The following is a 15,883-nucleotide window of genomic DNA, read 5'->3' as shown; positions in this document are numbered from 1 at the left end:
GACGTGGAAACTGTTTTGATAATGCGTGTATCGAATCATTCTTCTCACATTTAAAAACAGAGAAGTTGTATTTAGTGTGCCCAAAAACATATGAAATGGCCTACCGAGCAATTCAAGAATATATTCAGTTTTATAATACAGAAAGATTCCAAGAAAAACTTCACGGCCTTTCCCCGATAGAATATCGGGAAAAGGCCGTGGCATAATACTCTTTTTATTTCTGTCTACTTGACAGGGAGATGACCAAGCGTCTCTCTTTTTTATTATAAATAAGGAGATGGAAAGATGGATCGCATTGATGTATTAATGAAAGCATTTATTGCTACATTTGGTGGCTTTTGTGGGTATTTCTTGGGAGGATGGGATGCAACATTGAAAATCTTAGTAACGATGGCAGTTATTGATTATCTAACTGGCATGATTGCAGCAGGATATAACGGAGAATTAAAAAGTAAAGTTGGTTTCAAAGGCATCGCCAAAAAGGTGGTGCTTTTTCTTTTGGTCGGAGCGGCAGCTCAATTAGATGCAGCGTTAGGAAGTAATAGTGCTATTCGTGAAGCGACAATTTTCTTCTTCATGGGTAATGAATTACTTTCACTTTTAGAAAATGCCGGACGAATGGGTATTCCGCTTCCGCAAGCTTTAACAAATGCAGTTGAGATTTTAGGCGGTAAACAAAAACAAGAAGATAAAAAAGGAGATGTTAAGTAATGGGACAAATTATTGATATTTCAAAATGGAATGGTGACATTAACTGGCCTATAGCAAAGCAATACATTGATTTCATCATCGCTCGTGTACAAGATGGTTCAAATTATGTAGATCCATTGTATAAAGGATATGTACAAGCCATGAAGCAACATGGTATTCCTTTTGGTAACTATGCATTCTGTCGTTTCGTTTCTGAAAATGATGCACGAATAGAAGCTCGTGACTTCTGGAACCGTGGAGACAAGAGCGCGACAGTCTGGGTTGCAGATGTTGAAGTAAAAACAATGAATGATATGAGAGCGGGCGCACAAGCATTTATTGATGAACTACGCCGATTAGGTGCTCAGAAAGTTGGCTTATACGTTGGTCATCATATGTATGCTCCGTTTGGTATGGCAAATGTAAAAGCTGACTTTGTTTGGATTCCTCGTTATGGCGGTAACAAGCCAGCTTATCCATGCGATATTTGGCAATACACAGAGACAGGTAATGTACCTGGTATCGGTAAGTGTGATTTGAACCAATTGATTGGTAGTAAACCGTTATCCTGGTTTACAGGAGAGGAACAAACAGAACAATCTGTTGCTAATGGTGGCTATCAATATGTTAAATCTGGTGGGTTTGGCATTTCACTGGTTCAGGAAGTCGTAAATGCTATGAATGAGCGTGGAACAAAAGGGAAGGTTGTCTCTGATCCATTAACTGGTTTAGCTTACTTACAAACTGAAGTACTACCTAATGGCGAGCTTGATAAGATTACAGCTTGGATGGATGAAAGAAACTGGTGGTACGAGTACATTAAAAAATAAAACAAAAGAATAGTTTTATGAATAAAAATTATTATCTGGTTCTATATGTAGATAATTATATATTGATTTTCATCTTTATAAATGTTAGGGTAAATATACACCGTTTCTTATTTATCTATGAGTACTGTCTGTAGAACGAATAGAATAATTTGAAAAAATCCCCTTTGCACCTATATGCAGAAGGGGATTTTAATATTTATGAGATTTAAAATTTGCTTTTAGATAATGCTTTAAGTACTGGCTTTATAATTAAACCTATTAAACGAAAGCCCTTAAATATAGAGCGTACAACTTTCAAGGAATGTTCCTCCTAGTTGATATTAATAAATGTATCATTATATAAGAATTTTTCTTCCATATAAAATCACAGCAATTTAACAAAACATGATTTCTATATAAGTGTTCTATATTATGCTAGTGATATGCATGTGAATGTGCTTTAATTTAACGAAAAAGGCCATCTATTATGAAATGCATCCCAAATGTTAGATATAATTGGGGTGCACATCTAATTCGTGAAGTATTTGAGTCGTAACTTTAAATAAGTCCATTTCAAACAGATTTTAAGCTAAAAAATTTGGTAAATCCTCTATCCATGCTTTGAAGCTATCACAATATTCTTCAAATTCCCCTTTATCATCATAGTAATAATACACCTTCGATTCTAATTTATGTAAGCAAAAATAATCTCCATTTCCAATACCATAGAATGGGAGCATATTTAAATCCCAATTACAATTACTCATTTCATAATTATATACCTCTTCTAGTGTATCATTTTCATTTGTTTTCCCCTTTGAAATATTATAAATATCACCTGGAAATGACCAGAATGTCATCAACTCAATAAAATATTTAAATTCATTACTAAACGAGCAATTAAATTTATCACTTAATTCTTTCCATTCTTTATCTGTTGGCTTGTCTAATACCTCGGTTTCTCTTTCTAGAATATTTGATAATATAGACTCTACTTCATTATAATTCATTTGTTTTCACCTCTATGTTTAATTTTAAATACCTTCTCCTGGTAAAACATACTCACTACCACATTTTTTCCAATGTTCCCGTATTTCCTTGGCTTTTTCTGTGGGAGTAAGTTCAGATGGTTTTGTGTGATCATTTATCCAAATGTGTATTAGATTTCGTAATATAATAGTTTCTATTTTAAGAGAGATTTCAATTTCATCTTCATCATCGAACTTGTCTTGGAAATGCAGAAATAATTTTACCATTACCATTTAAAAACAAACGAATAATTACCTTAATTAATCTTCAGAATCCTCGTCTGTAAATTCATTGCCTTTAAATACTGGATGCCCATTTGGATCGAGCATACCCATCACTTTTTTATCCCTATCAGAGACAATCAGTGTATAGTCCTCCATAAGAAAAGGTTTTTTTGGTAAATCCACTAGTATTCTCCAAGCTGGTCTTATATCATCGTTGTTTCTATTTTCTTTCGCAATTTTAAATGTATAAGCCTCATCAAAGAAAAGATGGTTGATATCTTCATTAACTACTCCATCTAATTTATTTTTCTTATGATAATGTTTAGCAATTTCTATTGCTTCCTGAGGTTTTAACATCACATCTATAGTAATTTCATTTATTTTCCTATAATGTCTTGAAAAATCTTCTTGCTTTAATCTTATATAGTTTTGAAATTCTTGAGTAGACAATTGTTTAAACTCTTCATCAGACATATTTTTATACTTATCTAAAGACATATAAATTTCTCCTTTCCATGAATCTCCTTTTTGGCAGGGTAAAGATGTTGCTGTTTCTATAGATATGGGATTAAACTTTACTATTGGTGCAAAGGTAAGTGTGAATGGTTCGCCAAAATACAAAGTACAAAATAGAAAGGGCAAAACATACTATGTATCAGCAATTGAAGCCTATGTGTATGTAAAGTAAGAGTTACAAAAGAGACCTCAAATGTGAGGTCTCTTTTGTTGATTATTCTCCATATGTAACTTCTCTTCACTTAATCCAAGCTAGATAACATGCTTCATTGAAATATCCAATCTTAAAGAAAGCTGTTTCTTCGAAAAGTTCTCTACTTTACTTGTGCTCAGAATCTAGTAAAATAGCTAGTCAAATTCAATTACTTTCACCCATGCTACTTCTTCTTTATATCCCGAAAAATTAGTTTTTAATATCTTTCAAAAAATCTTCTAGAACTCTTTTGACGGGTAAGCTAGCCTTTTCCAATAATTTTTGTGCTGTATCAATTACTCGACTATTGGATACTATCATCTTTTTATGTTCTTCAGAATTGAAAGACCTTAAAGAATCTATAGTAGTCTCAACAACTTCATCACTTTCTTCAAGCATATTCAATAGTAATTCTAATCCATTTATTCCTAAATCATCATCAATGCAATAAGCCAGCCTAATTTTCCACTTATCATTTTTATCATTAATACTTTGAAATAATTTTCCCCAATCTTTGTCAGTAAAATCATTCAGCAGTTCTTGAGCATACATAAATCCATCATCATACCAAGAATCTTCTGAACTATTTTCGGATAATATTTCATTTAATTCTTCATACATTTCTTATTCCTCCTTTATTTCTAAAATCCAGATGGTGGTAATGCATTAGCTTTACCTGTCGGATAGGCACTAATAACACTATCTCCTTTCTTTATCACATCTATTTCTACACCATCAATAGTACCTCGATGCCAAGTTGCTCCGTCCCTAGCTCTAGTACTAATTAATTTAGAATTCCCGATATTCTCAACGCTATTTATTATTTTTGTGTCACTCCACCCATCTGGAAATACTGTACTACTTTTTATTTTAGATAATTTACCATCTGGAAACTGAGTAGTATACTTAATGTTCTTTGTTCCATCTGGATTAATTTTAATTTCCTCTACAACATAGTTATGATGATTATTATTTATTCCAGAAGAATGTCCCCCAATAATCTCATTCTTATTAGGATTTTTTCTTTGTCCCCACAGAATTTTTTCTTCCATTTCGGGTGTGATTGTGGAATTAGCTCCGTTGGCTTCCTTACCAGCATTATCTATTTTTTTAGTTGCATTTCCCTCTTTATCAAGTTTACCATTCTCTTTAACTTTATTAACACGCTCACCAGAAGATGGAGAAGACTTGAATTTTTGAAGAGTATCCTGGGCATTTTGAATCGATTTATCCCAAACCAATCCACCGTGTACAACAGCACCAACACCAGCCGCTGTAGCAACTGCATCTAATGGAAGAACAATTGGTGATGCTAACCCACCACTTCCTACTTCTGCGAAGAATGTTAAGAAATTAGCCCCACCTACGACTGAAATACCTTCAAAAATTTCTACAATAGATCCTGCCGTTGATATAACATGTCCAGTAAATCTTCCAGCTTGATAAGTTGCTTTGCTTTCTAATTTATCATTATCAGGTGGTGTTAGTCCAATATAGTCTTCAGCTACTGCACTGCCAGCGCCTTGTATAAAGTCCAAAGCATCTTCATAAATATCTTCGACACCATGTTTAAACGTATCTAGTAAAGATTCATCTTTTTTTTCACTATTTAATGGACCGCACATTGCTCCTTCTTCAATTGAACTACCATTTAAAAGATTGTCGGCCTGACGCTTCCTATCTTCTTCAATCACCTGAATGGAAGTCGTCCATTCCATATTCAACCCTTGTGTGCTAAACGTCCCACTTGCGGGACTAAATCCTTTTCCACTTTGCACTTCAGCGAGTCCGGCTGTGATACTAGCTGCTAATTGAAGGGCTGTACTATAATTATTACTAGAGGTCTGATTGAATTGATACAAATGATCCAGCTTTTCTTGCAGTTTTTTCCTCATCACAGTAAAAAGATTCGCCATAGCGTCCATACCTGGGATTGGCATAGCTTGACTGATGGCTTCCATACTTGCTTTCATTCGGTCAATTTCTCGAATTTGTTCTAATATTTCTTGTTCAATTACATCTGTGGAAGCGACTTGTGATTGAAATTGACTTGGAAAAGCATCGTTCTGGCGAATTAACTCTTCACACAGATAAATGATTCCTTGCGCTAAAGGACGAAAGGTTTGTACAAAAAATGATTTTGCACTGCTATATGTTTGCCCTTGTAACACAGTATCCATTGCAAAAGTATCAATCGACTGAATCGCTTGTTCCATAGCTTGAATGGTAGCCGTACATACAGCATTCATACTTTGTGTTTGGGCATGTACTTCCCCTAAATACATATTTAAACTCAAAAATCTCCCCCCTTTTATGCGAACAAGTAAATCATACCAATTAAAGGATATATATGTAAATATGCTGCTGTAGTAAACTCAATATCAAAGTAGAACTTTTCCATTTAATTACTAAAGTACCGTCTAATTCGTTTATGGGTACCTGTGAAGAATATGGTATACAAAATAAATTTACAGGATTTGAAATGAATATATAATAGAAGAAAAAAGAAATTTTTATATTGTCGCTACCATGTTGGCGTTAACCTCATGCGCCTAATGGCAACAAAAAACATCTACTTCGTCCCATTCGGTCAAGATGCACCAGAGAAAAAACCAAACTCAATGGTAGCTCGTATGGAGTTACTGGAAGATACAGTATTAGAAGCGCTGCAAGGGAAGCAATTGCAACCGGTGGTCGTAGAAAAATTCAGATATATGAATTAAAAAACGAAAAAAAACGGACAATTTTTGATGAAACCATCATTCTTACTGTAGAATATGATAAAATTAACGTTATTAAGATTAGAAGGGGTATTGTATACTCCTTCTGATTCTAAGTTATAGAAGGATTGGTATCTAGAAAGGGGCATAGTGATGGAAAAGCAAAAAACTTTTCATGTCGCTGTAGTTGGAGCAACCGGCGCAGTTGGTGAACAAATGTTAAATACTTTAGAGAAACGAGAATTTCCAATCGGGAAATTAACGTTACTTTCATCTAAACGATCTGCAGGTAAGAAACTTGTATTTAAAGGCGAAGAATTTACAGTTCAAGAGGCAACTCCTGAAAGCTTTGAAGGAGTAGATATCGCACTATTTAGTGCTGGTGGATCTGTATCGAAACAATTAGCGCCAGAAGCAGCAAAACGCGGTGCGATTGTTGTTGATAATACAAGTGCATTCCGTATGACAGAAAACGTGCCACTTGTTGTACCTGAAGTAAATGAAAACGACTTAAAAGAACATAATGGTATTATTGCAAATCCAAACTGTTCTACAATTCAAATGGTAGTAGCTCTTGAGCCAGTTCGTCAGCAATATGGTTTAAAACGAGTAATCGTTTCCACATATCAAGCTGTATCAGGTGCTGGTGCGGCAGCTATTGAAGAACTGCATGAACAATCACAAGCAATCTTAAATGGCGAAGAAGTTAAGGCAAATGTTCTTCCTGTATCAGGTGATAAGAAGCATTTCCCAATTGCTTTTAATGCGATTCCACAGATTGATAAATTCCAAGATAATGGATTTACGTTTGAAGAAATGAAAATGATTAACGAAACGAAAAAAATTATGCATATGCCTGAATTAGAAGTAGCGGCAACATGTGTACGTTTACCAGTTGTATCAGGACACTCTGAGTCTGTTTACATCGAAGTAGAAAAAGAAGGCGTAACAGTAGCAGAATTAAAGAGCTTACTTGCAAATGCGGAAGGTATTGTTCTGCAAGATAATCCAGAAGAGCAGTTATATCCAATGCCAGCTACTGCAGTAGGTAAAAACGAAGTATTCGTTGGAAGAATCCGTAAAGATTTAAATAACGATAAAGGATTCCATCTTTGGGTCGTATCTGATAACTTATTAAAAGGCGCTGCATGGAATTCTGTTCAAATTGCAGAGCGCTTAGTAAAATTACAATTAGTGTAAACGGCTAAGAGAAGGTGCAAAATATGAAAATAATTGTTCAAAAATTTGGTGGCACATCAGTACGTGATGATAATGGACGTAAGCATGCGCTTCATCATATAAAAAAATCATTAGCTGCTGGTTATAAAGTAGTTACTGTCGTATCTGCTATGGGCCGTAAAGGTGAACCATATGCAACGGATACGTTATTAAGTCTTGTAAATCAAGAGGAATCTACTATTTCTAAACGTGAGCAAGATTTATTATTATCGTGTGGAGAGTTAATCTCTGCAATTGTTTTCTCTAATATGTTGAATGAGAACGGTATAAAAGCAGCAGCATTAAATGGTGCACAAGCTGGTTTTGTAACGAATGATGACTTTACGAATGCAAAGATTATTGAAATGAATTGCGATCGTATACATGAAGAGTTAGAAAATGTAGATGTAATCGTCGTTACAGGATTCCAAGGGCAAACGAAAAAAGGTGATACGACAACACTTGGACGCGGAGGTAGTGATACTTCAGCTTCAGCATTAGGTGTTGCACTTCATGCTGAATACATCGATATATTCACTGATGTAGAAGGTGTTATGACTGCAGATCCTCGTATTGTAAAAGATGCACGTCATCTTCAAACTGTAACGTATAACGAAATTTGTAACATGGCTTATCAAGGTGCGAAAGTCGTTCATCCACGTGCAGTTGAAATTGCGATGCATGCAAAAGTGCCACTTCGTGTACGTTCTACGTATTCTGATAGTGAAGGTACGCTTATTTCAGCATATGACGGTGCTACAAGAGGTCGTGATGTAGAAGAACGTCCTGTTACGGGCATTGCTCACGTATCAAACGTAACGCAAATTAAAGTGCTTGCAAAAGAAACGGCATATGATTTGCAACAACATGTGTTTAAAGAGATGGCGAACGAAGGAATAAGTGTTGATTTAATTAATATTTCACCTACTGGCGTAGCATATACGGTGAGTGATAATGTATCAAGTCATGCAGTTAAATTATTACAGAACCTTGGATATGAGCCAATTGTGACAGAACACTGTGCAAAAGTATCTATCGTTGGGGCTGGAATGGCAGGATACCCAGGGGTTACTGCGAAAATCGTTACAGCTTTAGCGGAAAAAGGTATTCAAATCCTGCAATCGGCAGATAGTCATACAACAATTTGGGTTCTTGTAAAAGAGACTGATTTAGTGGAGGCTGTAAATGCATTACATAGTGCGTTTGAGCTTTCAAAAGAAAAGCAACTGGAACAATAAGGAGTGAGACCATGATAGATTTTGGGACAATTGCAACCGCGATGGTAACACCGTTTGATATAAACGGGAATATCGATTTTGCAAAGACAACGAAATTGGTAAATTATTTAATTGATAACGGTACAACAGCAATCGTGGTAGGAGGAACGACAGGAGAATCTCCTACATTAACTTCAGAAGAGAAAGTAGCGTTATATCGCCATGTCGTATCTGTTGTCGATAAAAGAGTGCCCGTAATCGCTGGAACAGGTAGCAATAATACGCATGCTTCTATTGACTTAACTAAAAAGGCAACAGAAGTTGGTGTGGATGCAGTAATGCTAGTAGCACCGTATTATAACAAACCGAGTCAAGAAGGAATGTATCAGCATTTTAAAGCAATTGCTGAAAGCACGCCGCTTCCGGTTATGCTATATAACGTTCCAGGACGATCTATTGTACAAATCTCCGTTGATACAGTTGTTCGTTTATCAGAAATAGAAAACATTGTTGCTATTAAAGATGCCGGCGGCGATGTGTTAACAATGACAGAAATCATTGAAAAAACAGCGGACGACTTTGCGGTATACAGCGGTGATGACGGTTTAACGTTACCAGCTATGGCAGTTGGAGCGAAAGGTATCGTTTCGGTAGCCTCTCATGTTATCGGAAACGAAATGCAAGAAATGATTACAGCATTTCAAGCAGGAGAATTTAAGAAGGCACAAAAATTACATCAATTACTTGTAAGAGTAACTGATTCATTATTTATGGCGCCAAGTCCAACTCCAGTAAAAACAGCGTTACAAATGGTTGGATTAGATGTAGGTTCTGTACGTTTACCACTTCTTCCATTAACAGAAGAAGAAAGAGTAACGTTACAATCTGTAATGCAATCTATCCCTCGTTAATAAAAAATGACCTAGTGTAGAACTAGGTCATTTTTTATTATATGCAAATCTTTTCCTCTTTTTCTCACTTATATGTGTTCTTATAAGAATATTAATCGCTTCTTCATTATGTGTATAAGAAAATAATTGTACCCCTTTAACTGAGTCAAAAAATGATAGATATTATGGCATAAACGTAATAAACTACGGTGTCTGTTTTTAGAGAAATCTCCTCAAATGTGACGTAATTCATAAAAAAACTCCATTTTGTAAGTGTTTTTGTTGGATTCTAGAAAAATAAATCTTGAAACTCCCTATTATGAAATGAATTTAGCGTATGTATGGCTAGTTTTTCAAAATAATATGGAGTATAAAATCGGAGTAAATATAAAGGAAATACGTTCGATACTTTTGTTGTCATTCCGTTCTTTTACTCTTTCTTTCGCACGATTTAACTTGTGTTCTATTTCTTGTATCAGGTATAATATGGCTAAGTAGCTTAGTACGGGTATGCTTAGCAAAATTGGGAAAAATTATAATTCAATTAAATTTTCATATCATATCGAATAAGATATTTGATTTATATAATGAAAGAGAGGTGAAACCTGGTTTAAAAAATAAACAAGGACATGATATCGCATAACGGTAAGGACATTCGTCTTGGACGGTGAAAATATGGTGGTTGTAGAGTTTCCCCTGGTGTCTCTGCAATTTTAGTGAAATCAGTGTTTGCAAGATTTTTAAACCAGGCAACAACATGAAGAGAAAAGAGAATGAGTCTGTTAAAGTATTTGCTCTTGGTGGAGTAGGTGAAATCGGGAAAAACATGTACTGTGTTGAAATTGATTCTGAAATCTTTATCGTAGATGCAGGGTTAATGTTCCCGGGAGATGAAATGTTTGGAATTGATATCGTTATTCCTGATATTACATATTTAGTGGAAAATCAAGAGCGAGTAAAAGGTTTATTTATTACTCACGGTCATGAAGATCATATTGGTGGAATTGTGTATGTACTTCGTAAATTATCTATTCCAGTCTATGCAACGAAATTAACAGTAGGACTTATACAAGAAAAACTTGGTGAAGCGGGCATGTTAGGCCGTGTAGACCTAAAAACAATCGATTCAAATTCAACAGTAGAATTTAACACTACAACGGTGTCATTCTTCGGAACGACACATAGTATTCCGGATTCTGTTGGCGTTTGTTTCCATACATCAAAAGGTGCAGTCGTATATACGGGAGACTTTAAATTCGATCAAACTCCAATTGGAAATAGTGGAGCAGACCTTGGGAAAATGGCGCAAATCGGAAATGAAGGCGTACTTTGCTTATTATCTGATAGTACAAACGCAGAGCGCCCAGGCTATACAGGTTCAGAAAAAGAAGTTGGTGTAGAAATCTCTAAAGTGTTCTACGGCGCAGAAGGTCGTATTATCGTTGCTTCATTTGCATCGAATGTACATCGTATTCAACAAGTATTTGATGCAGCTGCTGAAACAGGGCGAAAAGTAGCGGTAGTAGGACGTAGTATGGTGAAAGTAGTAGACATTGCAAGACGTCTTGGTTATTTAGATGTTCCAGAAGGTATGGTTATTTCATTACAAGAAGTAGACAACTTTCCAGAGAAGAAGGTAGCTATTTTAACGACAGGTAGTCAAGGTGAACCGATGGCTGCTCTATCTAGAATGGCAAAACAAGCACATAAACAAATTTCAATTCGTAAAGGTGATACTGTTATCATTGCTGCTTCGCCAATTCCGGGTAATGAAATATCTGTATCAAAAATTATTGATTTGTTATTTAGAGCTGGAGCTGAAGTTGTTTATTACGGCGAACGAAAAGTTCACGTGTCAGGTCACGGTAGCCAAGAAGAATTAAAATTAATGTTAAATTTAATGAAACCAAAGTACTTTGTACCCGTACATGGTGAGTTCCGTATGCAAAAAGCACATGCATATTTAGCTGAAGATGTAGGTATTACAAGAGAAAATATCTTTATCGTAGAAAAAGGCGATGTAATTGCTTTTGGTGACGATGAAGCGAACTTAGTCGGTAAAGTACAAGCTGGTAATGTTTTAATTGATGGATTAGGTGTAGGTGACGTTGGTAATATCGTTCTTCGAGATAGAAAGATGTTATCTCAAGATGGAATACTAGTAGTTGTTGTAACGCTTGGTAAAGATGAAAAGAAAATTATCTCTGGTCCAGAAATCATTTCACGTGGTTTCGTATATGTTCGTGAATCAGAAGCGTTAATTGAACGATCTACAGAGATTGTACGTATGATTGTTGAGCAGTCAATTAAAGAATATTCAATTGAATGGTCAATGTTAAAACAAAATATTCGTGAATTATTAGGACAGTTCTTGTACGAAGAGACAAAGAGAAAACCTATGATTTTACCGATTATTATGGAAGTATAAAAAGATCACCCTTATGGGTGATCTTTTTTCTTTTTAACCCTATCGAATGAAATTTATAACTTAAGAAATAATAGTTATATACGAGTGAAAGGGGATGCGAAATGACAGAACGTGATCGATATACAAATGAAGAAAAAGAAGCTGAGCCAAAAGAAGCTGGAAAAGAGGCTTCAATAGTTGAAAAAATTCAACAGCTTGGACAGACAAATGTACCACAGATGAATGAATCACGTATTCATTGTTTAACGATTATCGGACAAGTGGAAGGTCATGTTCAATTACCACCGCAAAATAAAACAACAAAATATGAGCATATCATTCCGCAAATTGTTGCGATTGAACAAAATCCGAAAATTGAAGGTTTGCTTTTAATATTAAATACGGTTGGAGGTGACGTTGAAGCTGGGCTAGCAATTTCTGAAATGGTAGCTTCACTTTCAAAACCAACAGTATCTCTAGTTTTAGGTGGGGGACATTCCATCGGTGTACCGATTGCTGTTTCTACTGACTATTCGTTTATTGCGGAAACTGCGACGATGACAATTCATCCAATTCGTTTAACAGGTCTTGTCATAGGTGTGCCACAAACATTTGAGTATTTGGATAAGATGCAAGAAAGAGTCATTCGTTTTGTGACGAAGCACTCGAAAGTAACAGAAGATCGTTTTAAAGAGCTTATGTTTGCGAAAGGAAATTTAACGCGAGATATTGGGACGAATGTAATTGGTGGGGATGCAGTAAAGTACGGTCTTATAGATGATGTCGGCGGTATTGGAAATGCAATTCGAAAATTAAACGAATTAATAGATGTTCGTGCGGAAGATAGTACAGAAGGGACAATGCTACAATGATTTTATATACAATTATGCCAGAGCAACTTGTGTATCCGGCCGATTATTCACAATGTGAAAGTCAAAAAGTTGTAAATATAAATGGTGTGGAATTAATGGTTTCTGAAGAGGAACATGGATGTTATTCTATTGTACGTGTGCTAAGTACGGACCCACTTCACTATTTAGAGTTTGAGCCCGGTCAGAAAATAACCTTTTAGCAAAAAGAAGGATTTTGTTTAGAAGCTATGGTATAATATAAAAAACAAGACGGTTGAGCAGCCATGAGTAGGCTGCTTTCTTCTGTTTATTTAGCATTTTACAAGAAGTGTAAAAATAGAAGATATAAAGACCTGAAAAATAGAGAAAACAGACATATAAATAGAGCATTTTGAGGGGAGCTTTATTTATATGTAGAACGCGAGGTGAAGAAATGGCAAAACAAAAGCAAAGAGGGACGAAGGCAAAGGCAAGGCGTACGATAAAGCCAACTTTGTATTATGAAATTGTCGGTTTAACTCTTTTTGCACTTTCAATCATTACGATTTTACAGCTAGGCGTTGTAGGAAAATCGTTTGTGTTATTTTTTCGCTTCTTCTTTGGTGAGTGGTACATAATTGGTGTGTTAGGTGTAATAGCTTTATCGGTTTCCTTTGTTATAAAACGCGGATGGCCGAACCTTTTAAATAAACGATTAATTGGATTTTATTTAATTGTATTGGCGATATTAATGTTTAGTCATATTACATTATTTAACCTTCTTACAAAAGATGGAGCAGTGCAAAATACTTCTGTTATTGTGAGTACGAAAGATAACTTCTTTCTTGAAATGAAAAAGGGGCCAGATAGCGTTCATTTAGGTGGTGGTATGTTTGGTGCGCTTATGTTCGCAACATGTTACTTCTTATTTGACGAAGTAGGAGCTTATATCATTGGTATTATTCTAGTTATTCTCGGTATACTTTGTATAACAAATAAGCATATTGGAGAAGTGTTAGCGCCAGTTGGTAGAATTCTTAGAAGTCAATTTCAAGTGATGCAAGGGGATTATAAAGATTGGAGAGCTAAAAGAACGGCTGAACAAACAGAAAAGAAAAAAACAACAAGAAGCACAAGAAGCAAACGTGCTGCAGAACAAGAAGAAATTATTGAGCCGATGGAAGAAATCTCAATTGATCCTCCGATTATTTCGAATTTCACTGAGAATTATCCTGTAAATGAAGAAGAGGATAAACGAATCGAAGTAGAGGAAGAAGATTTGATCACTTCACCGTTTATTGAAGAGACTCCGCCAATTGAAGAACCAAAGAAAAAGCGTGGAGAAAAAATTGTTGAATCGTTAGAGAGTGAAGCGCAAGCACCTCCTATGCAATTTTCAAATGTAGAAAATAAAGATTACAAGCTTCCTTCACTTGATATATTAAAATTTCCAAAGAATAAGCAAGTTACAAATGAAAATGCGGAAATTTATGAGAATGCTCGTAAATTAGAACGTACATTCCAAAGTTTCGGAGTGAAAGCGAAAGTAACAAAAGTACATAGAGGTCCTGCAGTTACAAAATATGAAGTGTATCCTGATATGGGGGTAAAGGTAAGCAAAATTGTCAGTTTAAGTGATGATTTAGCCCTTGCTTTAGCTGCAAAGGACATTCGTATTGAAGCGCCAATTCCCGGGAAATCAGCTGTAGGGATCGAAGTTCCGAACTCAGAAGTTTCGATGGTAACACTGAGGGAAGTGCTTGATTCTAAGGCTAATAACCATCCGGAAGAGAAGTTGTTAATTGGTCTTGGCCGAGATATTACAGGTGAAGCTGTATTAGCCCGTCTAAATAAAATGCCCCATTTACTCGTAGCTGGTGCGACAGGTAGCGGGAAAAGTGTATGTATTAACGGTATTATTGTTAGTATTTTAATGCGTGCAAAACCACATGAAGTAAAATTAATGATGATTGACCCGAAAATGGTAGAGTTAAATGTATATAACGGTGTGCCTCATTTGTTAACGCCAGTTGTAACTGATCCGAAAAAAGCATCGCAAGCATTGAAAAAAGTTGTGAGTGAAATGGAACGTCGTTATGAATTGTTTGCTCATAGTGGTACACGTAACATTGAAGGATACAACGATTATATAAAAGAGCATAATAGTCAATCAGAAGCGAAACAACCCGAATTACCTTATATTGTAGTAATTGTGGACGAGTTAGCAGATTTAATGATGGTTGCTTCGTCTGATGTAGAGGATGCGATTATGCGTCTAGCGCAAATGGCTCGTGCTGCTGGTATTCATTTAATTATTGCAACGCAACGTCCGTCAGTTGACGTTATTACGGGTGTTATTAAAGCAAATATTCCATCACGTATTGCATTCGCTGTATCTTCTCAAACAGATTCTCGTACAATTCTTGACGGTGGTGGTGCAGAGAAGCTACTAGGTCGTGGAGACATGCTGTTTATACCAATTGGTGCATCGAAACCTGTACGTGTACAAGGCGCATTTTTATCAGATGATGAAGTTGAGAGAGTTGTAGAATATGTTATTGGACAGCAAAAAGCACAATATCAAGAAGATATGATTCCGCAAGATGTTCCTGATACGAAGCAGGAAGTAGAAGATGAATTATATGATGAAGCGGTTCAACTTGTAGTGGAAATGCAAACAGCATCTGTTTCTATGTTACAACGTAGGTTTAGAGTAGGTTATACGCGAGCTGCTCGCCTAATTGATGCAATGGAAATGAATGGTGTAGTAGGTCCGTATGAAGGTAGTAAACCGAGAGAAGTGCTCATTAATGATGTACAAGAAAAAAGTTCTTAAAAAAAGCCTAATTGTTTTGAAGTGACCCCCGAAAGTTAGACAGGTCGTTTCATTAGGCAGCCTCTAGGGTATGAGCCCGGTATTGTACTGGGCTCATCCCCTTTAATTTTGCCTTAATTCTTTTATGATTATAGTATTCTATATACTTTGCTAATTCTTGTTTGAAATGTGTTATACTTTCAAATTCTTTTCGATACAGAAATTCCGATTTCATGATACCGAAGAAATTTTCAATAACGGCATTGTCATAACAGTTTCCTTTGCGAGACATACTTTGAGTTATGCCACAATTCTTAAGAGAATG

At 35.8% G+C, this 15,883-nt stretch carries 15 protein-coding genes and 3 pseudogenes; 12 read left to right on the top strand and 6 right to left on the bottom strand.

Annotated features, from left to right (window positions below):
• From D1166_RS29935 to D1166_RS29925, 3 genes are all read left to right on the top strand, one after another.
• Positions 1-206: IS3 family transposase (locus tag D1166_RS29935; protein WP_141195368.1), on the top strand; the 206-nt coding region annotated here is incomplete at its 5' end.
• 79 nt (positions 207-285) lie between these two features.
• A complete protein-coding gene (locus D1166_RS29930; protein WP_044796936.1) occupies positions 286-711 on the top strand; it encodes a phage holin family protein in 426 nt (141 codons plus the stop codon).
• Entirely contained in the window at positions 711-1,520 is an 810-nt protein-coding gene (locus D1166_RS29925; protein WP_097814048.1) for a GH25 family lysozyme, read from the top strand. The genes D1166_RS29930 and D1166_RS29925 overlap by 1 nt, the downstream gene beginning before the upstream one ends.
• A 563-nt stretch (positions 1,521-2,083) precedes the next feature.
• Here D1166_RS29925 and D1166_RS29920 read toward each other — a convergent pair.
• From D1166_RS29920 to D1166_RS29910, 3 genes and pseudogenes are all read right to left on the bottom strand, one after another.
• The gene (locus D1166_RS29920; protein ID WP_097814049.1) at positions 2,084-2,509 is read right to left on the bottom strand and encodes an SMI1/KNR4 family protein; all 426 of its coding nucleotides are present in this window, start codon (positions 2,507-2,509) and stop codon (positions 2,084-2,086) included.
• A gap of 24 nt (positions 2,510-2,533) precedes the next feature.
• A pseudogene (locus tag D1166_RS29915) lies at positions 2,534-2,728 on the bottom strand (hypothetical protein); the annotation flags it as partial.
• 60 nt (positions 2,729-2,788) lie between these two features.
• A complete protein-coding gene (locus D1166_RS29910; protein WP_097814051.1) occupies positions 2,789-3,250 on the bottom strand; it encodes a hypothetical protein in 462 nt (153 codons plus the stop codon).
• 13 nt (positions 3,251-3,263) lie between these two features.
• On the opposite strand from D1166_RS29910, the pseudogene D1166_RS32045 reads away from it, so the two are divergent.
• A pseudogene (locus D1166_RS32045) lies at positions 3,264-3,440 on the top strand (N-acetylmuramoyl-L-alanine amidase); the annotation flags it as partial.
• A 231-nt stretch (positions 3,441-3,671) separates the two neighbouring features.
• Here D1166_RS32045 and D1166_RS29900 read toward each other — a convergent pair.
• Positions 3,672-4,082 (bottom strand): hypothetical protein, encoded by a 411-nt coding sequence (locus D1166_RS29900; protein ID WP_000272779.1) that lies wholly within the window; start codon positions 4,080-4,082, stop codon positions 3,672-3,674.
• 20 nt (positions 4,083-4,102) lie between these two features.
• Complete coding sequence (locus tag D1166_RS29895) at positions 4,103-5,758, bottom strand: EndoU domain-containing protein (RefSeq protein ID WP_097814052.1); 1,656 nt, start codon at positions 5,756-5,758, stop codon at positions 4,103-4,105.
• A gap of 237 nt (positions 5,759-5,995) precedes the next feature.
• Here D1166_RS29895 and spoVFB point away from each other — a divergent pair.
• From spoVFB to D1166_RS29855, 8 genes and pseudogenes are all read left to right on the top strand, one after another.
• A pseudogene (gene spoVFB, locus D1166_RS29890) lies at positions 5,996-6,184 on the top strand (dipicolinate synthase subunit B); the annotation flags it as partial.
• A 150-nt stretch (positions 6,185-6,334) separates the two neighbouring features.
• On the top strand, positions 6,335-7,381 hold the full coding sequence (asd, locus tag D1166_RS29885) for an aspartate-semialdehyde dehydrogenase (protein ID WP_000414846.1): 1,047 nt from the start codon (positions 6,335-6,337) through the stop codon (positions 7,379-7,381).
• A gap of 23 nt (positions 7,382-7,404) precedes the next feature.
• Complete coding sequence (gene dapG / locus D1166_RS29880) at positions 7,405-8,637, top strand: aspartate kinase (protein ID WP_000692451.1); 1,233 nt, start codon at positions 7,405-7,407, stop codon at positions 8,635-8,637.
• An 11-nt stretch (positions 8,638-8,648) separates the two neighbouring features.
• Positions 8,649-9,527, top strand: coding sequence for a 4-hydroxy-tetrahydrodipicolinate synthase (gene dapA / locus D1166_RS29875; protein ID WP_000564763.1), 879 nt, complete (start codon positions 8,649-8,651; stop codon positions 9,525-9,527).
• A 736-nt stretch (positions 9,528-10,263) separates the two neighbouring features.
• A complete protein-coding gene (locus tag D1166_RS29870; protein WP_000823096.1) occupies positions 10,264-11,934 on the top strand; it encodes a ribonuclease J in 1,671 nt (556 codons plus the stop codon).
• A 101-nt stretch (positions 11,935-12,035) separates the two neighbouring features.
• A complete protein-coding gene (gene tepA / locus D1166_RS29865) occupies positions 12,036-12,785 on the top strand; it encodes a translocation-enhancing protein TepA (protein WP_000139806.1) in 750 nt (249 codons plus the stop codon).
• The gene (locus tag D1166_RS29860; protein ID WP_000605020.1) at positions 12,782-12,985 is read left to right on the top strand and encodes a YlzJ-like family protein; all 204 of its coding nucleotides are present in this window, start codon (positions 12,782-12,784) and stop codon (positions 12,983-12,985) included. Before tepA ends, D1166_RS29860 begins: the two co-directional genes overlap by 4 nt.
• Before the next feature lie 212 nt (positions 12,986-13,197).
• Positions 13,198-15,579, top strand: coding sequence for a DNA translocase FtsK (locus tag D1166_RS29855; protein ID WP_001118776.1), 2,382 nt, complete (start codon positions 13,198-13,200; stop codon positions 15,577-15,579).
• Positions 15,580-15,631: 52 nt separating this feature from the next.
• On the opposite strand, the gene D1166_RS29850 is transcribed toward D1166_RS29855, so the two are convergent.
• Positions 15,632-15,883, bottom strand: a 252-nt coding sequence (locus D1166_RS29850) for an IS3 family transposase (RefSeq protein ID WP_141530432.1), incomplete at its 5' end; no start/stop codon positions are given.

It is taken from the genome of Bacillus sp. ISO11 (genome assembly GCF_003458115.1).
GTDB classification, from domain to species: Bacteria; Bacillota; Bacilli; order Bacillales; family Bacillaceae_G; genus Bacillus_A; species Bacillus_A cereus.
Note: the sequence above shows the minus strand (reverse complement) of the source record. Positions and strands in the feature narration are given on the sequence as shown.